Here is a 22,615-nt window from a genome sequence, read left to right on the forward strand (position 1 = left end):
CCTGCTCGGCCATGCATCCGGGACCTGGTCGGCTGGCTCTGCCAGCCTGCTCGGCCATGCATCCGGGACCTGGTCGGCTGGCTCTGCCAGCCTGCTCGGCCATGCATCCGGGCTATATACCGGCCGATTATGTCGGTTTCTATATTCACCCGGCTTCTTTTTGAAAGATATTTCAGCGCCGTATTCTCCCAGGTATGGGGTATCACATTCACCGCAATGGTCTGCCCCTCAAATGTCTCCAGGTATATTTCGGCGATGGTCAGGCTGATACCGTCAATGGCAATGGATCCCTCGGGTATACACAAGGCGGCAGCCTGCTCTGAAAGGAGCAGTTTTACATATCGGTTGGTTCCCCGCTGCTCAATGGCAACCACAGAGGCCGTTTCGTTGATATGTCCCTGCACCATATGTCCGTCCATTCTGTCACCCACTCTGAGGGCCCGCTCAAGATTCACCGTGCTTCCGGAAGTGAGACTGCCCAGGTTGGTCTTGGAAAGGGTCTCTCCCAGGCAGTCCACGCTGAACTGCCGTGATGAACAATATGTCACCGTCTGGCAGGCACCATTTACCGCAACCGAATCGCCGAGCTTCAGTTCGGGAGCAATACCGGGGGCGGAAATTCTCAGCCGTATAGCCGCATCCCCACCCGATGATCCTATAGAGGTGATCGCTTCAACTCTTCCCAGCTCTTCAATCAGTCCGGTAAACATGCTTCCTCCTCAGAGTAGGCGGTAAGCCGGATATTTCCGTCCCCTGCATCTTTCCAGCTGGCATGAATCAGGTGCTTGGCATCCGCAACTGTGGCATACCCCAGATCATTTAGAGCGTTCACCCCTGACCCGAGAATCACCGGGGCGGTGAACACCTCAAGGCGCTGATACAATCCGTTTCGGAGAAAATCAGTAAAAATCCCTGAGCCCCCTTCCACCAGGAGGGAATTGATCCCCATGGTTCCCAGCTCATCCAGCAGTTGATCCAGGGGATATCGGGGATGGGAAGGATGGGTCCGGACTTCGGCTCCTGCAGCTTCAAGTTCCCGGATTCGGGAGGGATTTGCGTTCACTCCGCAGAAAAACACGGTTCCCGGCCCGGCCACATGAAAATCCGGCGGGGTACGCAACCTTCCGTCCAGTACAATTCTCAGTGGATTGGGTCCGCTGCCGTGACGGACGGTGAGACGGGGATTGTCCTGAATGACAGTACCGGAGCCCACAAGGACGGCGTCGTGTTCCGCCCTCATTCTATGTACTTCCATACGGGCCTGACTGCCGGTAATCCATTTGGAATCCCCGGACATGGCTGCGATTCTTCCGTCAAGGCTCTGGGCAATCTTGACGGTCACATGGGGCCGGCCGGTTCTCATTCGGCGAATGAACCCGGGGTTGAGCCCGGCGGCCCGGGTTTTCAGCACGTTTTGATCTACCCTGCAGCCCGCCGCTTCCAGGACCGACACTCCTCTGCCGTTTACCCTGGGGTTAGGATCACGATGGCCGATAACCACCCGGGATATTTCCGCCTCGAGGATTGCGCCTGTGCATGGGGGTTGGTGCTTGCCCTTACCGCTGTGGCAGCAAGGCTCAAGGGTGCAGTACATTGTCGCTTCAGGAAAAGTATGGCGGCCGGTTCGGGATCGGGCATTGTCTATTGCCGCCCTCTCAGCATGGGGGCCGCCGTACCGGGCGTGGTAGCCTTCACCGATCACCTTTCCGTGCTCAATGATTACGGCACCCACCCGGGGATTGGGGGACACCATCCGCCCCCCTTTTTCAGCAAGTTCAATGGCCTTGCTCATCCAGGTTTCATCTCTCATCTGAAACTCCTGTAGAATGGAGAACCGTGTATCCGGCCCCCCGGAGAATCTGATGATCGGGGCAGACGGAAATTCCGCCGCAAACATGAGCTACATGCAGCAGCAGAAATCCCGTTAGTGCATAAAAAACCCTGAGCCGACTCTGTCACAAAGGACAAAGACTGTACTCAGGGCTATGCATTCGGAAGAGAGGGCAGCCCGCGGGGGCACCCGTTGTGTCCGGAACCATATACTGCAGCCCCGGTTTGATTTTCTTCCATCCGGACTATACCGTCGGCACCGGAATTTCACCGGTTCAATCCTGTATTCAGGAGTCGCGGGCTATAACCGCCGGTCAGGAATTGCAACATGAACTCAACGAGTTCACGGCTCACCCTGCCCTGAAAATCGATAATATATTACCTATTAAAACTTCAAAAGTCAATATTTTTTGTACTTGGGACAATCAGCGGGTCGATTTCCCCGGTTGAAAGGGTATGAAAGCGAATATATTCCATCTTTTTCCCCCTTTGCAGCCTGTGAGACAGATCCGTATGCCAACGCACCATATCCGGCTGTTGCTGCTTTGTCTGGTTCTGTCTTGTTCAGCCGCAGCCTGTAGCCGGGCTCACAACCAAACCCCCATGGAGAAAACACCCGGCTCCAAACCCCCGGCTTCCTCACGCCCTCCATCTTCCACCCAGCCCCCGTCTTCCAATAGTACAGAGGAACACACATCGAAAGAAGTTCCCAGCGAGCAAACCGGTGATCCCCTGCTCATCAGAAGCATCCGGGCTTCATCACATCTGGTTAAAACCGACGGCAGCATGCCCTATGGCCCGGCGAATGTGTTGGACGGCGATCCCCGAAGCTGCTGGGCTACCGTGGGTACCGAAGAAGCGCCGGCCGACTGGATTGAGTTTGAATTTGATAAGCCTGAGCTAATCCACAGCATACAATTTTCATCCGGGTTTTTCGTACCAGAATATCTTGAAAAGAATAACCGCATCCGGGAATTGGATATTGAAATTGACGGTTCATTTCATAACAGGATTGTCTGTACCGATCCGGTGACCATGGGAATGTCCATGACCGAAATATTGCTCCATCCGGAGCACTCATTCACCCGCATACGCTTCACCGTTGTTTCGGTGTACCCGGGAACCCGCTGGAATGACTCCTGCATTAGCGATGTACGGTTTTTGCGCTACGGGAAAGTTCTTCATCCCGGGTTGGTCACAGAACAAACCACAGAACAAACCACAGAGGAAACCACAGAAAGCGCTACAAAAGCAAGCGGGGAAGAAATCAATAATATCACTACTAAAGAAGCAGAGCAGCAGGATGAGCCAACAGGGAGTGTAGTATCCAAAAAAATTCGTATGTACAGACTGCCGGGATTCATTCCTTACATGAAGGCTGAAAGCACACAGCTGTCATCCCCAGAGGATAATTCGGAAGATGTGGTGCTGGATTGGGAAATTCTCAGTCAGCTGCAAAGAAGCGAATCCATCGAATTCACCCATAGCGATGACGGACTCCTGGTAGAAGAAAAAAACAGATACCATGACATTAAGCTTTCAGGCCGTACTATCCGGTACGAGTACGATGAGCACAGGCGGCTCATCCGAAAAATTACTGACTACCCCGAGGCCGCAGAAGGCAATCGAATTACCACCGCAGAGTATCTGTATGACCGGGACTGTCTGCAAGAAATACAGTTGTCACGGGGGGAGTCACGGTGGCGAAGGGAGTACCGCTATGACCTTCCAGAGAGTGAAACGGAACGGGATGTCCCTCAGAATCCCAATATGCCGGCACCACTGCTCAACAGATGCAGACACAGCGAAATACGGTATTATGGCTCCGATGGAGAACTCAATGGTACTGAGATCTTTGAGTACAATGAAGCAGGTCAGCTGAAGAAAATGACCGCATCCAGTAATCAAACCCGAAGTACAACCAGATATGAGTATGACTCCCTGGGCCGGATTCAAAAGATCTTTTCAGGAGGTTGGGTTGAAGAACGAATCTACGCCGGGGACGGGCGCCAGCTCTACGTGATTATCCGGGACAGTTCCCGGCCGGAACTAACTATTCGCTTCCGCTGCTTTGAGTATGATTCAATGGGGAACCTGTTGAAGAGCACCACATATAGCTGTCTGCGTGAGTATGATTATGTACCCGGTGCCCGCACCAGATGGCCGGATCCCAGACAACGGCACAGGGCAGCAAGAAATACCATACACCTGGCCGCTCTCGGCGAAGGGTTCACAATTCAGCTTACAGAGGATTCCCGTGTGCAGTACGCGTACGACAATAATGGAACTCTCCGCTTTGCACTGGTGGATGACCACCCCGGAGTTGAAGTCCCCTGATCGACGGCCGGCGGGGCCACTGCTGCCGGCGCTGCTGCCTTTGCTGCCGGCGGGGCCATTGCCGCTGCTGTTGCTTTTGCTGCCGGCGGGGCCATTGCCGCTGCTGCCAAATGGTCCGGGCATGTGTGATGACCCGGTGATATAGGCGGGTCGTCGGCCCATTCAGTTTATCCGCTCTTTTCCTCAGCTGGCGTCGCCGGGTCAGGTCGCCGGGTCAGGTCAGCAGATCAACTGAGAGCATGCCGAATCTGCTTTTGAAGCCACAAAGCGGTTTGAATGAGGGATGGACCGTCATGAATAATGTTCTTCCCCTTCTCGGTTGTGGAAACGATAATCCTGGAAGGATCCAGCCACTCCCATCCCCGCTTCTCCACTTCCCGTGGGAAATCCAGGGGATATTCCGGCTCGTGGAAACCGAGAAAGATGGAGGGCTTTCTCTTTTCTACTTGCTGATAATCGAGCATGGTATAGGAGTCGCCCCCATCCCTGCCGCTGGGCAAGGCTCCCGCAATACGGATAATATCATGAATGTAGCTTCGCCCCCCGATGCTCCGGGGATGCAGACCGAACCAGAGTTCCGGGTATACCTCAGGAGCAGACTCCTGACTCCAGGGCCGGGCTTCAGTTATGCTGCGGGCAGATGCATCCATTCGTTCTGAAAGCTGCCGTCCATGGCCGGTAATACCCAGGAGGGCGGAAATATTGATTATATTTTCCAGAATTCCGTGGAAGCTGGAGGGAAGGGGCAGCGCGTATACCGGATACCCTGCCCGCATCATCTCCCGCCCCGCACGAAGCTGTACGCCTGTGGTAATAAGGATCAGATCCGGATTGATCTGTTTCAGAATACTGTGGTCGGCTCTTACATAGTCTCCGGCCAGAAGCGCATCTCCCGGAGAGATAAAACGGGGGCAGTAGGATGATATTCCCGCAAGCCTGTCTCCCGCTCCCAATTCAACAATCGCTTCGCTGAAACCGGGATTAAGGCTCACAACTCGCCGGGGAGGTTCGGCGAGCTCAAAAGTATAGTCCAGAATATCGCAGTGTACCCTCATAGCCGCCCCCCTCTTGTTCTCCCCTGCAGACTCCCGTTCTCTCTGCCAACGAGCAGCCGGGTCTTGAGATCGGTGGATGCATTATTCTCAAAGCCGGGGATGGAAAAAAAGCTCTCAAGAAGCATACCCGCCGCTCCCCGTGCCGGCAGAAGGGTCTGTTCCCGGAGAATGGTCACATTACACTCCACCGGAGTATTAAAAGGCCAGTGTGAGTTTGCGGCAGCCATGGTCAGTTCTGCAATATCATCTTCAAAATACTTCAGATCCCCGCCGATAAACACCTGGGTGAAATTCAAAAGATTCACAACAAACCCAATATGATCGGTAAGTTCCTTTAAGAATTTCCTCCGTACGGTATAATCATTTCGAAAAGAATCCAGCTCCCGGGAACTTAAACTGAACTGCCCTGACCGGGGAGATGTTCCGCCAATCCCCACAAATTCTCCGGCGGTTCCGTTGGGACCGTCGTAGAGAGCACCGTTAATCACCATTCCCAACCCAACGCTGATGTGATCGTTCTCACCCTGTATTGTTTCCCGGAGCGGTTCAAACGAAACGTAGACAAAGAGAAAATTGGAGAACGATTCACTTCGGTGGCTGGTGAGAATTCCAGATGCACAGGCGTTGGCGTCATTGGCAAGCATACAGGGAATACCCAGGACCTTTTCTACGTTTGTGTGAAAATCAAAGCTTTTATTCCGGATATCCAGTTCCGATGCATGGGTGATGGTTCCCATTTCCTGATTCACCAATCCGGGAACCGACACCCCCAGGCCCAGAATCTGTTGCCTGTGAATACCGTCCATTTCGCTCAGTTCACCCATGAGCCGGAGAAACAGGTTCTGTATGCTCTTCGGTCCCAGCCGCGCAGTCAGACTGCGGGTAATGATCTCCCGATGATGCATATCTGTGACCACACAATGCATGCCGTCCTGATGCAGTTCAACTCCCACCGCATATCCGAACTCAGGATACACCGATAATCCCACCGGGCGTCTGCCAGGTTTTGAAGCCGAAGCTTCACGGGGCAATTCATATACCAGATTTTGATCGATGAGGGAATTTGCAATGGTGCTGATTGTGGCCTTATCCAGTCCCAGAAGTTCACAGAGTTCCATGCGGCTGATGCCGTGATGCAGCCATATGCTCCGTAAAACCTTATGATAGTTATAACTGGTTTTCTCACCCCTGGCGTAGTGTTCCATATGCTCCCGTCATCATTCCCCCAAACATGTAATGGGTTTCCATTATATCCATGAGAGGATCATACAGCAATCTCCGCCGGGGATACAGTCTCGGGTTTCAGCACCGGGAACCGATCATCCCAATGAGAACATTTCGAAGTGGATATGCCTCCTCTTAATGCCCATATCGTGTAGTTGGGGAAACAGAATTCTGCGCATTGCAGGCGGTCCGCAGAAAAATACCCGGGAATTGGGTATGTTCAAGCCCCGGGCCTCGCAATGCTTGCGAATGATCTCCTGGGTAAGAAATCCGTTCTCGGCACCATGGATCTCACTACTGCGGTTTTGCACAACGGGTACAAACTGAAATATTCCCGATGCCAGGTTGTGGAGTTTTTCTCCTGCTTCATGTATTTCATCCTGGTAGCACAAATCCTCCGGACTCTGAACGGCCCAGAACAGGATAATCCGTTGGGCCCGGATTTCCTTTGACTCGCCCATATCCCGCAGGATGGAGAGCAGAGGAGTAATGCCTATACCTCCGGCGATTAGTATCAGTTCATCGTCGCCGTTCCCCGACGGATAAAAACGTCCATAGGGACCGTCTAACAGCGCTTTATCATTCTCCTGAAGTAAGCGGAGGGAATCACTGAAGTTGCCCAGGTTTTTCGCGGATATTCGCAGCCTGGAATCCCCGGGGGCTGAGGATATGGTGTAGGGGTGCTCTTCACTACCTGCCTTGCTTCCGGGGAAACGCAGGAACACAAACTGACCTGCCCTGAATGTGAAATTCCCAGGAGGACGGATGTACAGCTCCCGTATGTCACCATCCAGAATATTGACTCTTTCCACCCGGCTGTCCTGCTTTCTGAGCTTGATCGGCCGGATAATTTTATGCTCAACCCAGAGCACAAGGGCAGTGAGACCCCAAACGCCCATCAATATGATCCGCCCCCAGCTTTCCTGGGTGGAAGATGCCAGGAACACGTGGAAACTGAGCAAAAGTACTGCCAGTACCAGAAAATTATGAAGAGATTTCAATATGTTGTAGTCCAGCCCCAGTCGACGGGTAATAAAGTTCCGGAGTTTATTCATGGGAGCAAACCTGTGCACCAATCCTGGCACCATAATAATTACCGTGACTGCAATTAATGTGAGAAAAATTAAGAAGGCAAAGTTTCCTAAACGGGTTTGAAGGTTGACAACGGGAAACACGGAGATCTTGAGCTGGCGGTGAATAATCGCAAAGACCAGTGCGGCGCTTGCCATATAGCCGTGAAACTGCATCACCCGGTCATGTCCGAAATATCTGTCCAGGAACTTTTTCCTGGTGGAGATGATCAGGACATTCAGAAAGTAAATATAGGCGGTAATCCCGAAAATCATGGCCAGGGAAAACGGTTCAAGAACGTTGTAGAAATTACCCCGAAAGTACAGATAGAGGGGCAAAACAGGCGACGCCACCCCCAACAGAGGAAGGAGAACCCGGATCAGCAGAGGACGGGGCTCTCTCATTCACTGCCTCCAGTGGAGAGCTTGTTCCGTATTTGCTTCACAAAATCTTCTGCCAGGGATTCGATCTCACCCCTATTGGTATAGGAGGCGGATGTTACTGAATCAACTTCAACTTTGGGTTCCCAGTCGGTTATCTGAGTTGTATGAAGGATAACATTTTCAGGATTTCCGCCGTTGGCATTCAGCCATTCAATAACCCAGGGCCTCACCTTTGCGGTGGCTCCGCTGTTGGTTATGAACACCGCATCGAAATCATCCGCACGCAGTCCTTCCAAGCCCCGGGAACTGTGATCGGTTACCTGAATATATATGTCTCCGGTGTTTATCCGCTCAAGGAGCTGATCCAATAGACGGTTTTTGAACCGGGTGGGCTCGAAGGATATAAGAATTCTCGCCTCGGCATTTTGTGGACCATACGCCCCCTCCGATGCACTCAGATGGGAAATCAGAAAAATCGCAAGAATAAGAAAGATGATGCTCCGCTTCATATACTTCCTCCAGAAATTTTTACTAAAATACTAATAAATATTTCATGGGGGAAACATATTAATCGAAAAAACGTTCCAATGCAGGGATATCGGCATCGGGAATTCTGCCCAGAAGTTCTTCAACCAATTCAGGAAAACTGCATACGGTAAACAGATCGCTCACCGAACGGTCTATGTCGTTAAGCGATATTATGGAGAGAAGAGATGCTTTCCTGATAATCTGAGCCCTGAATACCTTATTTCGCATGGCAATCTCTGGCTGGGGACGCTTAAGAATGGACATTGCTTCAGGGGTTGCCAGCTCCCATCGGCGGACATCAAGGATATGGGCGAAGGGTTCGTCGGCCATACTGATGAGCCGGTGTTCCAGCTCCCTCCGGTACTTTTGCGCTCCTTCCTCATTCCAGGAACCGGAAACCTTCACCCCCAGAACCCTGCCGATACTGACTATTTCGTATTCACCGTGAACTGTAAACCCGGACATATGATTTAACTATAGTTCACTCTGGGGAAAAATACCCACAGCGGATACAAAAGCAGGTTTCACATTGTGCTCCAATCTTAAAAGCCGATGCATTATGTCCGGAATGTTCCGGCAATTCATGGGTCAATGTTTGAAGCGGGACTTGCAGCGGGCAAGGGAGCCAGGAGAACCTCTACCCCATTTTTCCGCAGAGCTTCGGCTTCCGTAAACCCGTCATCGGTTATCAGCAGATCCACTTCGCCGGGTACTGCAAAACGGGAAAACCCCCGGGCATTGAACTTGGAGGAATCTGCCAGAATAACTTTCCGGGCAGCGCCCCTGAGCATCGCCTGTTTCACCGATCCTTCAATGCTGTTCTGGGTAAAAAATTCTCCCTGGGCGGTGAAGCTGGTGGCGCCGATGAGCGCAATATCGAAGCGGAGCTTTTCCACCGCATCCAGCGCAATCGGGCCGATAAAACTGCCGGCTTCCCTCCTGAAGCTGCCTCCGGAAAGGGTCAAGCTGACCGATAAGGATGAGCGGAGGCTCGATGCGATATCCAGGCTGTTGGTGAAAATCCGAAGGGGTTTAGCATAGAGCTCCCTGGCAAGCATCAGATTGGTGGATCCCGCATCAATGGCAACCGCATCATCCCCGGCAATCAGCTCCAGGGCCCGATACGCAATGGCCTGCTTTTCCCGGGCATGGCTGGTGGCCCGGTCCTGGACGCTGGGGAGAACGCCGATATTCTGAGCAAGCCGGGCGGACCCGTGGGTCCGCTGGACCAGCCCCTGCTCCTCCAGGTGGGTTAAATCCTTTCGGATAGTCACCTGGGATACCCCCAGCCTCTGGGTAAGCTCCGCAACGGTCATTTGCCGGAAGCTCTGGAGCAGCCTGATTATGCTTTCATGCCGGGGCTGCAGAACGGCGGATTCAGACATCATATGTTCCTGAAGAGACGTTGCCGCCACTGCCGGTCCAATTGGTGTGGAAGAATTTTCCCCGGGGTTGATCCACCCGTTCATAGGTATGTGCTCCAAAATAGTCCCGCTGAGCCTGAAGCAGGTTCGCCGGAAGCCGTTCACTCCGGTACCCGTCAAAAAAGGCAAGAGCGGTACTCAGGGTGGGTACGGGAATTCCCAATTCTATGGCTTTTGCCAGCACTCTTCTCAGGGAATCCTGGGTCCGGGTTACCACATCACGAAAATATCCGTCCATGAGAAGACTTGAGAGCTCAGGATTGGCATCGTATGCTTCCTTGATTTTTCCCAGGAATGCCGAGCGGATAATACATCCCCCCCGCCACATCAGAGCTATGGAACCGTAATTGAGCTTCCAGTCGTTCTCTTCTGCGGCTTCCCGCATAAGCATAAATCCCTGGGTGTAAGAAATAATTTTGGCGAACAGAAGGGCCTGTTCCAGGTCATCCACAAACTGCTTCCGGTCACCGTCAAAGGGAGTATTCGGTCCTTTGAGTTTTTTCGAAGCCAGGACCCGCTCCTCCTTCAACGCTGAGAGAGTCCGGGAAAATACCGCTTCGCCGATGAGGGTGACCGGGACGCCCAATTCAAGGGCGGAAATTCCCGTCCACTTACCGGTTCCCTTCTGGCCGGCGGTGTCCAGGATTTTTTCCACCAGAGGCTCCCCCTGTTCATCCCGGTACGCCATGATATCCCGGGTAATTTCTATAAGATATGAATCCAGGGGACCTTCATTCCACCGGGCAAAGGTTTCATGAAGCTCATCATGATCCATTCCCAGACCTTCCTTCATCAACTGGTAGGCTTCGGTGATCAGCTGCATGTCGCCGTATTCGATCCCGTTGTGAACCATTTTCACGTAATGTCCGGATCCTGCATCTCCAACCCATTCGCAGCAGGCTTCACCGTCCCCGGTTTTTGCGGCGATGTCCTGAAATATGGGTTTGACCCATCGCCAGGCGTTCTCATTACCCCCGGGCATAATGCTAGGGCCTCTCCTCGCCCCTTCTTCACCGCCGGAAACTCCTGTTCCGATAAAGAGAATACCCTTCTCTTCCAGTTCCTGGGTACGGCGGTTGGAATCGGGAAAATGACTGTTCCCGCCGTCAATGACAATATCACCTTCATCAAGGTAGGGAAGCAGGGCCTGGATGAATTTATCCACAACCTCCCCTGCTTTCACCATGAGCATGACACGTCTGGGCTTCTTCAGCATGGAGACAAATTCTCCCAGCTCATAGGCGGCATGAATATCCGGTCTGCCCTGGGCGGGGCCTTTCATAAAATCTTCGGTCTTTCCTGATGTCCGGTTATACACCGCAACCGCATATCCGTTATCGTTCATGTTCAGAACCAGGTTCTGCCCCATGACTGCAAGACCGATCAGTCCAATATCAGCTTTTGACATGGTATTCTCCTAGAAATCTCTGTAAAGTATCTTTTTTTCATGCTCGGGAAGCACCATGATCCTGTGCCGCCCCTCTGATCAGTGTTATCTGTTATATCTTCCACGGCGGGGAAGATGGAAGACTTTTTTCAAAATCTTCCATAAGTGTCTGCTCGTATTTCCCCCGGTAGGCTCCTTCAACAAACAGCGGAAGTGCTTCATTCACAAACCTGCCCCAGGCAGCCTCCTCTGCGCCGGGAATAATGGGGTAAAACAGTGCGCCGATCTCCTGGGCTGCAGCATAGTCACCGGGGGCATCGCCGATCATCAATATGGAAGAGCCGTCATATCGGCCTTCGGCGGCGGTCTTCAGGTGAAATGCCTTGTTACCCATCTCCTGCCCGGCAATGGCCTGGACATACTCACGAATGTTGTTTTCTTTCCATTCATGCTCAATATTCGCCACAGGTGTTTGGGATACAACCATGGTATCCGCATGTGTGACCATCTGTTTCAATGCTTCTGGAACCGCAGGAAAAGGGGCCACATTTCTCACCATTCGGCTTACTGCAAGATTCACTTCCTCAGACCAGTCTCTGGCCTGAAGGAGGTCCGGATGGGGGCTGGCTTCAATTTCTTTGAGAAGTCCGGACATTCCCAGCACCGATTCCCTCTGTGTCCATTCTCTAAGCGCATCCATCCGGGGGATATCAACTCCCCGTTTCTGAACATCAGGATGCTCCCTCAGAAGGTCCAGACTGAGAATCAAGGCTTTGAAACGGTTCACTCCCCGGGTTGTAGAGAAAAGATTTACAAACTCCCACACCTCCCGGGCGGCATCGCTGACTCCCTGGAGATTCATCACATTAATAAAGGCCGGACAAAAACACTCCTTGTGTTTCAGTCCCATGCTGTCAAACACACAGCCATCCGAATCAATTCCTATGAAAAAGTCTTTTGTTTTCTTAAATGTGCGAATACGTTCCAGAATGTCAGTCATATGTTCTCCTCGTAACCCAATAATAACGGTATATTTGAAAGTTGTCCACCGATTATCTTTGTTTGCTTTTGTTTTTCGTAATTTTTCGCAATCATAGTTGGGTGGGAAAATACAAAACATGATTGCACTCAATAGGCACCCGCAGGTATAATTCAATAAGGTCTCAACTTATCTTCGAGGATGGTCCCATGTTTCTCACCAGCGAAACTGAAGCAGAAGTGATGCTGAATTTTGCAAACCGTATCCGAAGTTTCTTACTGGATAATCCTGAAATGCGTATACAGGAGCCAAAGAGAACGGTTGAACTCCATGGCGGACGGTCGTTCCCATTTCCCATGCCCGGAGTTGATTTCGACAGCATTATTTTTCACGGTCACCAGGGGCTGTACCATAGAGAAATATCCAGGGAAAGCAACTGGATTTCCCAGATTATTTTCAATAAGGAGCAAACCGGTTCATTTGAACTGAAACCCTTCAGAAGGTATGCAGGATTCATCGTGAGCTCGGTGGAGCATGCTCCGGACAATATGGAAGCCTACTTTTCAAGTCAGGAGAGCGAACCGCTGGTTCCCCTGGTAATTCCCATTTTACAGGAGGAGCACAGCAACCTCAGGGAAGACGGTGAGATAATCAACGGAACTGTAAAGGGTTCCCTGGCAGTGTACGCTCCTCCCGGGGACGAGGGTGAACGGCTGGCGGAAAAAGTGTACCGGATCATGATGAACTCAGCGCAGCAGAATGAAAGCCGGTTCGCAAGCCACGGCATCCGCAGCCTGGAAATAGATACCCCCAGAACCATGAGCTTTCCGGAGATGGCGGAGGCAAGCGGCGAGCTTCGTGCCGGCGTGGACTGTAACATTCAGGATGACAGCTATTGGACGGTGATATACTGAAAGCTGGCCGATCTATTGACAGTATATCTTACCGAATTCGGTACGTGCAGCCCGTGAGCATTCGGTCTTTTCCATGAGCTGCAATACAGGAATTTACCGTGAGCAGTACTACAGAAGATTATCTGAAAAACATCTATTCGGCCTCGGAATCCCAGGGTAGTGATTTAGTGAAACTGGGAGAGCTGGCGAATCTCCTGCAGGTAACCCCGGGAACCGTCACTTCAATGATGAAAAGCCTCAGTGAAGAACAACTGGTGGAATATCTTCCCAGGCACGGGGTCAAACTCACCCCAAGGGGAAAAACCCTTGCATTGAAAATGGTTCGCAGACACCGGCTGATTGAGCTGTTTCTGGTGGAAGTTCTGGGTCTTGAATGGCAGCTGGTACATGACGAGGCGGAAATACTTGAACACGCCTTCAGCGACCGTCTCATAGACCGGATAGATGAAATACTGGATCATCCCGCTGCGGATCCTCACGGGGACCCCATACCCGCTGCGGACGGAAATATTTCACAGCACGATGGAATCCCTCTAAGTGCCCTTGATCCTTCCGAAGAAGCACAAATCATGCGGGTAAATCATGACAGCGGAGATTTCCTTGAGTTCCTGGGAGATCGCGGCCTGTTTCCGGGAATCCATATACGGGTCAGGGAGAAAAACACCGTAAGCGGCACCCTGATTCTCAGTCGCGGGGATCAGGAAACCACCCTAAGCATGGGGATGGCCTCACTGATCTCGGTTCTCAGAATCTGAGGGCGTATCGTCTTTTGACAGCCTATCGTCTTCTGACAGCTCATCGTCTTCAGATTCGGTTTTAAAGCGGGTAATCTGCTCTTCCAACGCACTGCTTTTCAGGCCCAATTCACTGCTGAGATTATTGAGATATTCCATGGCTCCTGTTATCTCCCCGCTTCCGGCAGAAACCTCACTCATGCCCTCAAGCATCTCACCGGCAAAATTGTTCACTTCCTGCATCAGACCGTCGATGTTCCGGGTTTTGTCGTGGATATCCGCAGACTGTTGCTGAAGTTCCCCGGATCCGTCACTGAGCTGGGACATTGCCGTAAGAATCTCCCGCCCACCCACAGACAGCTCCTCGGTACTCTGGTGGATCTCCTTAAAGGCGCTGTACACATCTTCAATATGGGTGTTGATCTGGGCAAACGCATCTCCGGTCTGCTCCACCTGAACCGTTGTATCGGAGATTGCTTGAATAATCTCCTTTATACTGCCGCCGATGCGCTTGGTGTTGGAGGAGGTTTGCTCGGCCAGACGCCGTATTTCCTCGGCAACCACGGCAAAGCCTCTGCCGTGTTCACCCGCATGGGCGGCCTCAATGGCGGCATTCATGGACAGCAGGTTAATCTGGGATGATATACCGTTAATTACATCCAGAAACTCCTGAATACTTTCAATCCGTTGGGCGACCCCTTCCTGGAAGGTTTTCCCCATTACCTCAACCTGTTGAGCCCCTTCCCTTGCAGTATTCACCAAGTCCGCACTTGATTCGGATTTAGCCTGCACTATTTCAGCAACATTGTTAATCGAGGCGATCATCTCATTCACCGAGGCCACCGATTCTTCAACCATGGATGCCTGCTCCTGAGTAATCCGGGAATTGGTGTTCACCGAATTGCTGATGGCACCCAAAGATTGTACCGCATTGCCGATGTTACTCTTCAGCCGCTCCATCTGCTTCATCATATTTTGAATGGTGGCTGAAATCTGGCTGATTGAGCCTGCGGTTTCTTCGGTATTCGCGTTCAGATCGTTGCGGATATCCGCGGTTTGGCTGCTCAAATTCTTGATGCTGGAGACAATGTTTCTCAGGGATGCAATGAAACGGTTAAACTCAATGGAAAGTTCTCCAACTTCATCCTTAGTCTTTACCTCCAGCTGCCTGGTGAGATCACCGCCGCCGTCCGCAATTTCCACAATACTTTTCTTCACTTGTAAAAGGGGCCGTAATGCCCGTCTGTTGAAGAAGGCCACCAGCACGGCAATGAGGACAAACCCCGCCAGCATGACCAGGACTCCGATTATTCTGAAACTGTTCAATGCTGCGAACTTCTGACTGTGTGGCACTTCATAAAATACCGTCCAGCCCCAGTTCGGCTCGCTTCGATACAACATCCACCACAGCTCGCCGTCCCTGGTAAAATCCCTGTTCCCGTCCAACTCTGCCTGGGCATTCTGAATATAGTTTTCAAAGGCCAACTCCCTGCTCCCTCCGGGCAGCGTCGGGTGGAGCAGAACCGTCCTCTGCTGGTCAAGAATGAACGGTATCACCTCGTCATCCTGCAGCATATCGCTTTCATAATACTGCTGTCTGATGCGGGAGAGAATCTCGCTCCGGGTCTCCCGGGCCAGCTCAACCAGCTCGTCGCTGCCTGCCCCCGACTCCAGGAGCTCAGCCCGTTCGGCCCGCTGGGAGCGCTGAAGTTCCTGCAGCTCCCTGGTATATTCCACATAACCGTCCTGAATAATCGCCATGATCATCTCTGCCCGGAACTCAAACTGTTCCCGTTTTTCATTGGTTATAATTCGGCGGACCGTGGATTCAAGAATGAACGACATAATCAGAAATGTCACCAGAGTGATAATTACTATGAGAATAGTGATCTTAAACGAAAGCGTTTTGGTTCGTCGGGCCATACATTTCTTCCTTTGGGCAGGTAACAACGTTTCGGCGCATAACGCCGCTGTTACTCAGTATAATATCATCCCGGGGAAATTGAACAGAAGTTCAATAGAAACCCTGCAGCGACGGAACCTGAAAACGATCTTAACACGCAGTTTTGGATATATATTATTGAATGGTATGAAGTGCAGCAAATGCGAAATTCTGCCTGAAACAATGATTTCAGAGGGGGTGCTGTATCTATCCCCTGCAATTGCCCTTACCGGTGATAAACTGAAAAATGCGTTCCGCCAGGCCGGTGCAGCCTTGCATGAATCGGATGGAGTGCTTTCCAGCCGTATTACCAAGGATCAGATTGGTGAGGTGATGCGAAACCACCTGAAAGATTTCGCCGAAGCGGAATTATCCGGAACCAAGGCTCTCTATGTTCCACCGGGACATGACCCCACCATTCATGATCTGATCCACATGGAAAGCCTTTTGGCAATTTTCTCCCGCCTTGAGGGCAACTGGCTTCTGGATATGCTGCGGGAGCAGCGGCTCAGTCATGTGTTTCACCCCATCAGGGACGCACAAAACCCGGAGGCCATTTACGGCAGGGAAGTGCTTCTCAGAGGACGGGATCGGGAAGGAAATTCCGTTAACCCGGGAATTATTTTTTCGGTGGCCCGGAAAGCGGATCTGCTCTTTTATCTTGACCGGGAAGCCAGAGTTTCTGCTGTGAGACGGGCAGCAGAAAAAAACATAACCGAAAAGCTGTTTATTAATTTCAATCCAACTTCAATTTACAGCCCCGATTATTGTCTACGGACCACCATGCAGGCAATTGGAGAAACCTCGTTTAAGCCGTCGGATATCGTATTTGAATTGGTTGAAAGCGATTATATTCAGGATATTCCCAGAATGCTGTCTATTGTGGAATACTACCGTTCCAACGGTTTCCAGGTTGCTCTTGATGACCTGGGTTCGGGCTACAGCTCGCTGAATCTCCTCCACCAGTTACGTCCTGACATTGTGAAACTGGATATGGATATGGTTATCGGTGTGAGTAGCGACAGCTTCAAGCAGACCATTCTCAGAAGCATCATCCAGCTGTCAAAGCAAATGAAGATCACCACCATCGCCGAAGGAGTGGAGACCGAGGAAGACTACAATTGGGTAAAAACGCTGGGGGTTGACCTGGTGCAGGGCTTCCTCTTCGGAAAACCCCAGGAGTAGTTGCTGCCCGGCGGTTCCGAAGTACTTGCTATATTCGCGCTAATCCGGCTATTATCGGCTCAGTTTATCTATCAGATCCATTCATCCACAATATATTCATTCCGAGGTATACATTCTCCATGAACAACTCAAACGCAGGCTGGCAGCACTCCCCCTGTTCGCTCTGCAGTTCAACTGCCTGCTGCAAAAACATGCCGGTGAGCAGTCTGGACGCAGAATTCCTGAAGGATTTTTCCCTGCTCACCAATCTTTCAGAGGAACCGAATCTTCTGGTCTCCATGAGGGCCAAAGGGGGGCTCACCCTCTACTACCGGAGCAACTGCCGCTTCCTGGATTCCCTCAGCGGACAATGCCGGATTCACAACAGTGATCAGCAGCCACAGGAATGTAAAGACTACCTTGCCAGCAAATGCTGGTACACCCACAGCTTTACCTCCCAGATCAATTCCCTTCAGATCCAGCTTAGCCCCTCCCGCATTGAGGCTCTCAGGGATGCAAGCATTTTCAATGAAAAAGATCGGCTCTACAGAACCCCGGCATGGGATCGTTCCATGGAAATGATGACGGACCTGGAAGGACCCGGCGAATCGTCGCCCCCGGCACTTACAGACATTTCAGACCTGTTTCCGGGCATCGGAGAGTATCTGCTCATGGAGATTCCTGCAGCAATTACCGGGAAACACAGGGACCTGATGAAATTCCGCCTGGGCTTTCCCGGAATTTGGGTGGTAGGGGACGGCAAGCGATGGGCGTATGCCATTCCACTGAGCCGGCAAAAGGGATCTGCGGCCATGGACGGACTGCTGCCCCGGAATTCCCCGGATTTGCGGGCCCGGATGGAGAAAAGCCAGGAAAACGGAACCCTTCTGAGCTTTCATTACGGAAATTTTGAGAGCTTTCCCTGGGACGATCCGGAACATAGCCCCCTGCCGTTGAGTAGTTGAGCAGTTGATCATTTTAACAGTGGAGCGGATGAGCCCCCGTGTGTTGCGCTGCCAGCCGGCAGATCATTCTTCCGGCACGGTATAGACTGCGTTATATCCTTCAAATCCGTCGTCTTCAAAACGAATCAGATTAGACTGGGGGGCAATACCCGGAGAACCGTCATAGCACTGCCGCATATCTGTCCACCATCGAGGTTCCGGATAGTCCTCGGTTGCAATTCTGTATTTGAATACGATTTCTGTCCCGGGCTCAGCCATCATGCTCCAGGAGAAATACCCCTGTCCGCTATCCACCAGTTCATATTCAGCCGAGTCAGTCTCATCCCATTCATTAAAGTTCCCGCTGATATAAATGTTCGTAGGTGCATGCCAGCCAGTGGTTTCATTCCCGAAGGTGAAATCTGAACTTACCTGGAAAAACACCTCAACGTCCTTTTGAAAAAGCCCGGTGTCGCAGCCACTCAAAGCAATACTTGCGAGTAAAATCGAAATTACAATATGAATTCGTTTCATTTTTTTTGCTCAATTTATCTATTTTTAGCAATTTAACAATGAGCGGCAATTTTTGTCAACAACTTTTATACAGTGGCTTTTTTCCCGTCTTTTAGGCACTATGTAGGAGGGAGGCAGAGCCATGAAACGACTGTCCAAGTTCATTTCCACAATATTCATCGGGGGAGTGGCGGTAATTTTTCCCCTGGCCGTCCTGTTCTTTTTCTTCAGCTGGCTGTTCCGATTGGTATCCCAGGCAGTGCTGCCTGTTGCGCTGAAAATAAATGAATGGCTGGAAATTTCGGTGAGCCTGGCATCGGCAATCGCAGTGGTACTTATTTTGGCGGGATGTTTTGTGATCGGTTTGATTGTAAAAACCAAGGTGGGGAATTTCATCCACAACCGGCTTGAGCGTCATATCCTGCGGCGGGTTCCGGGGTACAATTTGCTCAGAGAGGCGGCAAAGCCGTTTTTTAATACCGAGCGGAATGAGATGTTCACCCGTCCCGCCCTTATTCGCCCCTACGATAATGAAACAATGATGACCGCATTCATTACCGATCATCATGTGGAAAAGGGTTTCTACACGGCATTTGTTCCCACGAGCCCCAACCCCACCAATGGCTTGGTGTTCCACGTAACAGAAGAACGGGTGGACTTTCTGGACACCGGTTTCGAAGAAACCATGCGCTCGGTGGTTGCGGGAGGCAACGGAACCGGTGAACTGATGAATAAGATCAGAAAAACAGATCCGGAAATCTGAGACCGACTACGAGGTAATCCGCCGATTTATCGGCTCCATATGGGCTGAATACTATTTTCTATGAACACTAATCCCGCTGAAGCTTAAACTCGCTGGTGAAGTGAAACTCAATATCAGGATACTCCCGGCGCATGTAGTTCAGATCCCACTCGCTTTCGGCGAAATATACCGGGTTTTCATCCTTGTCCATGGCAATTCTCCGTCGCTGAGATTCCACAAATCTATCCAGCTTTTTCCGGTCACTGCTGGTCAGCCAGCATGCCCGGGCAAAATTCAGCGGTGTGAAACGGCAACTGGCCCCGTATTCATTGAGCAGCCGGTACTGAATTACATCAAACTGAAGATTACCCACGGTACCCACAATTTTTCGTCTTCCCTGATCCTGAATGAACAGCTGGGCCAAGCCCTCTTCGGTAAGCTGGCGGATTCCTTTTTCCAGCTGCTTGCTCTTCATGGGATCGGTATTGGTGAGCTCTTGAAACACCTCCGGAGAAAAACTGGGAATTCCCTGATACATGAACTGTTCGCCGGTTGTCAGCGTGTCTCCGATTTTCAGATCCCCCCGGTCATACAGCCCCACCACATCTCCAGGATATGCATAATCCACCACATCTTTTTTTGAAGCCATGAAGCTGTAAGGATTATTGAAGCGGATGGATTTCCCCGCCCGTACATGGTGGAACATGGTATTCCGCTGAAAGGTTCCGCTGCAGACCCTCAAAAAGGCTATGCGGTTCCTGTGCTTGGGATCCAGATTGGCGTGAATTTTAAATATAAAACCGGAGAATTTACTTTCATCAGATGCCACTGTCCGTACATCGGTATCCCGGGCCCGGGGGGCGGGAGAAATATCCAGGAAGGTCTCCAGCAGTTCCCGGACGCCGAAATTATTCAGAGCTGAACCGAAGAATACCGGAGCAAGGTCCCCGGACAGATATGCGTCCCGGTCAAAATCGCCATAGGCGGCCTCAATCAATTCCACGTCTTCTTTCAGCTGAGCGCTGTCCTCTTCCCCCACTTCTTCCGGGAGCCTGGGGTCCTCCAGGTTTTCGATAAGTATGCGGTCTTCCTCGATACTGGTCTTTCCGGGACGGAAGAGATACAAGTTCTGCTCCACCAGGTTGTACACCCCTTTAAAACGATCCCCCCGATTTACCGGCCAGGTGAGAGGACGTACAGAAATGGAAAGCTTTTCTTCGATAATATCCATCAACTCAAGGGGATTTCTGCCCTCCCGATCAAGCTTATTAATAAAGACAATCACCGGTGTATTGCGCATCCGGCACACTTCCATGAGCCGCTCGGTCTGTTCCTCAACACCCTTCACCGAGTCCACCACCAGAATTACGCTGTCCACGGCGGTGAGGGTTCGATATGTATCTTCGGCAAAATCTTTATGCCCCGGGGTATCGAGAATATTGATGATTTTTCCAGCGTACTCAAAACTCATAACCGAAGTGGCTACGGAGATGCCCCGCTGACGCTCGATCTCCATGAAGTCGGAGGTGGCTCCCCGATCAATTTTATTGGATTTCACCGCGCCGGCTTCCCGGATGCTTCCCCCGTACAGCAAAAGCTTTTCAGTAAGAGTTGTTTTCCCCGCATCGGGGTGGCTGATAATGGCGAATGTACGCCGTTTTTCAATTTCCCGGGCGAGTTCCGCACCGGATTTGGTGGTGGTAGTCATAGCCCGGGCATACTACAGGAAAAGTCCATGCATGAGAAGGGTTTGGCAGTCTCACAGGCGGGAGTTCACCAACTCCGCCGGCGGCCGGATCAGGAGACTTGACTGAATCCAGACCGGAATTTACGGCAGAATGCTGGCCGGAATTGAAGACCAGAATTGCTGGCCGCAATTAGAGACCAAAGGGCCGGCCAAGGGCTCGGCCTGTGAATCAATCCAGAGGCTTTTGAAACATTCTGCCTGTGTAATCCAGCCGATGAAGGTAGGGAGCCTGTCCGCTTGCTGCCTTAAGAAAGTATTCGTCCACCGCCTTCTTTGCACCGGTAAAGTGGCCGTAGTCATCGATAATAATGAATCCTCCCGGGCTAACCAAAGGATAGAGGACCTCCAGCTCCCTATGGGTGGATTCATACCAGTCGGTATCCAGGCGGAGAACGGCAATCTGCTGCGGCGTCGATTCCGTAAGCGTCTCCATAACATCTCCCGGGACAAACTTCAGCTGATCTGGAGGGTAGGCAGTGAGGCTCATGGCTTTGCGAACCTCTTCCAGCCCCGCCTCCCACCAACCCGGGGAGAAGCGCTCCGCTGCCGCCTGCCCGCTGGCTGCAATGGCATCGTGTTCGCCGGGTTCGGTCATTCCGCTGAAGGTATCGTATAGCCAGATGCGTCGATCAGGCCGTGGATTGTGTTCCAGAAGGGCAAGGGCCGCCAGCATGCTGGAGCCCCCCTTGTACACCCCGCATTCCACAATATCCCCGGAAATGCCGTATCGGCACACATGTTCCACCGCCGTGTACAACCCCAGTCCGCGTTCCGGGGAAGTAAGCGTATAGGGACGCACCCGATCCCAATGCCCCGCAAATTCTGCAGGTGCATCCTGAAATAGGCTGCTGAGGGGTTCCACCAGATATCCCCGGCTCTGCAGGAATTTCCGTGCGCGCTGGGTTTTAAACCGGGTAAACCGGGAAAATAGATTCTTCGCCATACTACTCCATCGGCAGGGGGCCATTCGGGCTTGAAAGGCTTTGCACTTCAGGCATGAACGGCTATGCTGAGCGGATGAACTGCCCTCTGTGTAACTCATCCGACTCCGTTCAGCTGGGATCCCGAAACGTTGAACACGCCCATAGGGATTTTTACCGCTGCGGATACTGCGATTGCATCCATGTGCCTGAATCTCAGCATCCTCCAAAAGAGGAAGAAATCCGGCGCTATGCCACTCATAATAATCAATACGGCAATCCCGCTTACCGTACGTATCTGGAAAAAATTCTTGAAGGGGCGACGGAATGGATGGGAAGCCTGAATGATTACAGGGTTTTGGATTACGGGGGCGGAGAGGAAGAGGTGTTGGCCCGCATGCTCAGGGAAAAGGCCATTGAAGCAGAGTGCTGGGATCCCATATACGGATACGATAAGCTGGATTCAACACCATATGACCGGATTATCTGCTGCGAAGCCGCAGAACACTTCGCCAACCCGAAAAATGAATTTCAACGTATGAAAAAGATTCTCCGGCCCGGCGGTCTAATCTATGTGGTAACCCGCCTCAGCGATACCATTGATCAGCCGCTTCAGTGGTGGTATATTAACGACAGCACCCACCTTGTGTTTTACAGTTGCCGCAGCTGGGAGTACATTGCAGACAGCTTCGGTTTCACCCTTCTTCGCTGCGATTCAGAATCGCGGATTCTCCTACAAGGCTGAACCTCCGATACCGCACCAACAGCATAGCTGTG

At 51.7% G+C, this 22,615-nt stretch carries 21 protein-coding genes and 1 riboswitch; of the genes, 7 read left to right on the forward strand and 14 right to left on the reverse strand.

Annotated elements, in window-relative coordinates; translation table 11 throughout:
• Both AC52PS_RS03250 and ribD read right to left on the reverse strand, forming a co-directional pair.
• Positions 1-710, reverse strand: a 710-nt coding sequence (locus AC52PS_RS03250; protein ID WP_495561600.1) for a riboflavin synthase, incomplete at its 3' end; no start/stop codon positions are given.
• Positions 695-1,810, reverse strand: a complete 1,116-nt coding sequence (gene ribD, locus AC52PS_RS03255) for a bifunctional diaminohydroxyphosphoribosylaminopyrimidine deaminase/5-amino-6-(5-phosphoribosylamino)uracil reductase RibD (protein ID WP_495561601.1) — start codon at positions 1,808-1,810, stop codon at positions 695-697. The genes AC52PS_RS03250 and ribD, both read right to left, overlap by 16 nt.
• Before the next feature lie 244 nt (positions 1,811-2,054).
• Positions 2,055-2,202: riboswitch (FMN riboswitch) on the reverse strand.
• Between the two features lie 141 nt (positions 2,203-2,343).
• On the opposite strand from ribD, the gene AC52PS_RS03260 reads away from it, so the two are divergent.
• On the forward strand, positions 2,344-4,167 hold the full coding sequence (locus AC52PS_RS03260) for an NADase-type glycan-binding domain-containing protein (RefSeq protein WP_495561602.1): 1,824 nt from the start codon (positions 2,344-2,346) through the stop codon (positions 4,165-4,167).
• A gap of 227 nt (positions 4,168-4,394) precedes the next feature.
• Here AC52PS_RS03260 and AC52PS_RS03265 read toward each other — a convergent pair whose 3' ends face one another.
• The 8 genes from AC52PS_RS03265 to AC52PS_RS03300 all read right to left on the reverse strand — a co-directional run bounded on the left by AC52PS_RS03265 (position 4,395) and on the right by AC52PS_RS03300 (position 12,239).
• Positions 4,395-5,222, reverse strand: a complete 828-nt coding sequence (locus AC52PS_RS03265; protein ID WP_495561603.1) for an ABC transporter substrate-binding protein — start codon at positions 5,220-5,222, stop codon at positions 4,395-4,397.
• Entirely contained in the window at positions 5,219-6,427 is a 1,209-nt protein-coding gene (locus AC52PS_RS03270; RefSeq protein ID WP_495561604.1) for an ROK family transcriptional regulator, read from the reverse strand. The genes AC52PS_RS03265 and AC52PS_RS03270 overlap by 4 nt, the downstream gene beginning before the upstream one ends.
• Positions 6,428-6,541: 114 nt before the next feature.
• Complete coding sequence (locus AC52PS_RS03275) at positions 6,542-7,921, reverse strand: ferredoxin reductase family protein (protein WP_495561605.1); 1,380 nt, start codon at positions 7,919-7,921, stop codon at positions 6,542-6,544.
• Positions 7,918-8,409, reverse strand: a complete 492-nt coding sequence (locus AC52PS_RS03280) for a hypothetical protein (protein ID WP_495561606.1) — start codon at positions 8,407-8,409, stop codon at positions 7,918-7,920. Before AC52PS_RS03280 ends, AC52PS_RS03275 begins: the two co-directional genes overlap by 4 nt.
• 58 nt (positions 8,410-8,467) lie before the next feature.
• Positions 8,468-8,893 carry a hypothetical protein gene (locus AC52PS_RS03285; protein ID WP_495561607.1) on the reverse strand — a complete coding sequence of 142 codons (426 nt, stop codon included), beginning with the start codon at positions 8,891-8,893 and terminating at the stop codon, positions 8,468-8,470.
• Between the two features lie 116 nt (positions 8,894-9,009).
• Entirely contained in the window at positions 9,010-9,813 is an 804-nt protein-coding gene (locus AC52PS_RS03290; protein ID WP_495561608.1) for a DeoR/GlpR family DNA-binding transcription regulator, read from the reverse strand.
• Entirely contained in the window at positions 9,806-11,260 is a 1,455-nt protein-coding gene (gene gnd / locus AC52PS_RS03295) for a decarboxylating NADP(+)-dependent phosphogluconate dehydrogenase (RefSeq protein ID WP_495561609.1), read from the reverse strand. The genes AC52PS_RS03290 and gnd overlap by 8 nt, the downstream gene beginning before the upstream one ends.
• Positions 11,261-11,351: 91 nt before the next feature.
• Positions 11,352-12,239: an HAD family hydrolase gene (locus AC52PS_RS03300; protein ID WP_495561610.1), complete on the reverse strand. Its 888-nt coding sequence runs from the start codon at positions 12,237-12,239 to the stop codon at positions 11,352-11,354.
• Positions 12,240-12,427: 188 nt separating this feature from the next.
• Here AC52PS_RS03300 and AC52PS_RS03305 point away from each other — a divergent pair, with 188 nt between their 5' ends.
• Both AC52PS_RS03305 and AC52PS_RS03310 read left to right on the forward strand, forming a co-directional pair.
• A complete protein-coding gene (locus tag AC52PS_RS03305; protein ID WP_495561611.1) occupies positions 12,428-13,132 on the forward strand; it encodes a hypothetical protein in 705 nt (234 codons plus the stop codon).
• Positions 13,133-13,230: 98 nt separating this feature from the next.
• The gene (locus tag AC52PS_RS03310) at positions 13,231-13,887 is read left to right on the forward strand and encodes a metal-dependent transcriptional regulator (protein ID WP_495561612.1); all 657 of its coding nucleotides are present in this window, start codon (positions 13,231-13,233) and stop codon (positions 13,885-13,887) included.
• On the opposite strand, the gene AC52PS_RS03315 is transcribed toward AC52PS_RS03310, so the two are convergent.
• A complete protein-coding gene (locus tag AC52PS_RS03315; protein ID WP_495561613.1) occupies positions 13,861-15,789 on the reverse strand; it encodes a methyl-accepting chemotaxis protein in 1,929 nt (642 codons plus the stop codon). The genes AC52PS_RS03310 and AC52PS_RS03315 overlap by 27 nt on opposite strands.
• 166 nt (positions 15,790-15,955) lie before the next feature.
• Here AC52PS_RS03315 and AC52PS_RS03320 point away from each other — a divergent pair, with 166 nt between their 5' ends.
• Together AC52PS_RS03320 and AC52PS_RS03325 are read left to right on the forward strand one after the other, a co-directional pair.
• Positions 15,956-16,993: an EAL domain-containing protein gene (locus tag AC52PS_RS03320; RefSeq protein WP_495561614.1), complete on the forward strand. Its 1,038-nt coding sequence runs from the start codon at positions 15,956-15,958 to the stop codon at positions 16,991-16,993.
• Between the two features lie 119 nt (positions 16,994-17,112).
• The gene (locus tag AC52PS_RS03325) at positions 17,113-17,937 is read left to right on the forward strand and encodes a YkgJ family cysteine cluster protein (protein WP_495561615.1); all 825 of its coding nucleotides are present in this window, start codon (positions 17,113-17,115) and stop codon (positions 17,935-17,937) included.
• A 63-nt stretch (positions 17,938-18,000) separates the two neighbouring features.
• Here the strand turns inward: AC52PS_RS03325 and AC52PS_RS03330 are convergent, their stop codons facing one another.
• Positions 18,001-18,450 (reverse strand): hypothetical protein, encoded by a 450-nt coding sequence (locus tag AC52PS_RS03330; protein WP_495561616.1) that lies wholly within the window; start codon positions 18,448-18,450, stop codon positions 18,001-18,003.
• Positions 18,451-18,571: 121 nt separating this feature from the next.
• Between AC52PS_RS03330 and AC52PS_RS03335 the strand changes: the two genes are divergently transcribed.
• Positions 18,572-19,192, forward strand: a complete 621-nt coding sequence (locus AC52PS_RS03335) for a DUF502 domain-containing protein (RefSeq protein WP_495561617.1) — start codon at positions 18,572-18,574, stop codon at positions 19,190-19,192.
• A 67-nt stretch (positions 19,193-19,259) separates the two neighbouring features.
• Here the strand turns inward: AC52PS_RS03335 and AC52PS_RS03340 are convergent, their stop codons facing one another.
• Together AC52PS_RS03340 and AC52PS_RS03345 are read right to left on the reverse strand one after the other, a co-directional pair.
• Positions 19,260-20,879 carry a peptide chain release factor 3 gene (locus AC52PS_RS03340; RefSeq protein ID WP_495561618.1) on the reverse strand — a complete coding sequence of 540 codons (1,620 nt, stop codon included), beginning with the start codon at positions 20,877-20,879 and terminating at the stop codon, positions 19,260-19,262.
• Between the two features lie 208 nt (positions 20,880-21,087).
• Positions 21,088-21,861 carry a TylF/MycF/NovP-related O-methyltransferase gene (locus AC52PS_RS03345; protein WP_495561619.1) on the reverse strand — a complete coding sequence of 258 codons (774 nt, stop codon included), beginning with the start codon at positions 21,859-21,861 and terminating at the stop codon, positions 21,088-21,090.
• A gap of 53 nt (positions 21,862-21,914) precedes the next feature.
• Here AC52PS_RS03345 and AC52PS_RS03350 point away from each other — a divergent pair, with 53 nt between their 5' ends.
• A complete protein-coding gene (locus AC52PS_RS03350) occupies positions 21,915-22,583 on the forward strand; it encodes a methyltransferase domain-containing protein (RefSeq protein ID WP_495561620.1) in 669 nt (222 codons plus the stop codon).
• The last annotated feature ends 32 nt before the right edge of the window (positions 22,584-22,615 follow it).

It is taken from the genome of Salinispira sp. (genome assembly GCF_059431795.1).

Bases quoted from the DNA above. Each gene is read 5' to 3' on its own strand.
- AC52PS_RS03340 (WP_495561618.1), bottom strand. From the start codon at position 20,879: ATGACTACCACCACCAAATCCGGTGCGGAACTCGCCCGGGAAATTGAA.
- AC52PS_RS03350 (WP_495561620.1), top strand. From the start codon at position 21,915: ATGAACGGCTATGCTGAGCGGATGAACTGCCCTCTGTGTAACTCATCC.
- AC52PS_RS03260 (WP_495561602.1), top strand. From the start codon at position 2,344: ATGCCAACGCACCATATCCGGCTGTTGCTGCTTTGTCTGGTTCTGTCT.
- AC52PS_RS03315 (WP_495561613.1), bottom strand. From the start codon at position 15,789: ATGGCCCGACGAACCAAAACGCTTTCGTTTAAGATCACTATTCTCATA.
- AC52PS_RS03330 (WP_495561616.1), bottom strand. From the start codon at position 18,450: ATGAAACGAATTCATATTGTAATTTCGATTTTACTCGCAAGTATTGCT.
- AC52PS_RS03335 (WP_495561617.1), top strand. From the start codon at position 18,572: ATGAAACGACTGTCCAAGTTCATTTCCACAATATTCATCGGGGGAGTG.
- AC52PS_RS03345 (WP_495561619.1), bottom strand. From the start codon at position 21,861: ATGGCGAAGAATCTATTTTCCCGGTTTACCCGGTTTAAAACCCAGCGC.
- AC52PS_RS03280 (WP_495561606.1), bottom strand. From the start codon at position 8,409: ATGAAGCGGAGCATCATCTTTCTTATTCTTGCGATTTTTCTGATTTCC.
- AC52PS_RS03290 (WP_495561608.1), bottom strand. From the start codon at position 9,813: ATGTCTGAATCCGCCGTTCTGCAGCCCCGGCATGAAAGCATAATCAGG.
- AC52PS_RS03325 (WP_495561615.1), top strand. From the start codon at position 17,113: ATGAACAACTCAAACGCAGGCTGGCAGCACTCCCCCTGTTCGCTCTGC.
- AC52PS_RS03305 (WP_495561611.1), top strand. From the start codon at position 12,428: ATGTTTCTCACCAGCGAAACTGAAGCAGAAGTGATGCTGAATTTTGCA.
- AC52PS_RS03300 (WP_495561610.1), bottom strand. From the start codon at position 12,239: ATGACTGACATTCTGGAACGTATTCGCACATTTAAGAAAACAAAAGAC.
- AC52PS_RS03320 (WP_495561614.1), top strand. From the start codon at position 15,956: ATGAAGTGCAGCAAATGCGAAATTCTGCCTGAAACAATGATTTCAGAG.
- AC52PS_RS03265 (WP_495561603.1), bottom strand. From the start codon at position 5,222: ATGAGGGTACACTGCGATATTCTGGACTATACTTTTGAGCTCGCCGAA.
- AC52PS_RS03285 (WP_495561607.1), bottom strand. From the start codon at position 8,893: ATGTCCGGGTTTACAGTTCACGGTGAATACGAAATAGTCAGTATCGGC.
- AC52PS_RS03275 (WP_495561605.1), bottom strand. From the start codon at position 7,921: ATGAGAGAGCCCCGTCCTCTGCTGATCCGGGTTCTCCTTCCTCTGTTG.
- AC52PS_RS03270 (WP_495561604.1), bottom strand. From the start codon at position 6,427: ATGGAACACTACGCCAGGGGTGAGAAAACCAGTTATAACTATCATAAG.
- gnd (WP_495561609.1), bottom strand. From the start codon at position 11,260: ATGTCAAAAGCTGATATTGGACTGATCGGTCTTGCAGTCATGGGGCAG.
- ribD (WP_495561601.1), bottom strand. From the start codon at position 1,810: ATGAGAGATGAAACCTGGATGAGCAAGGCCATTGAACTTGCTGAAAAA.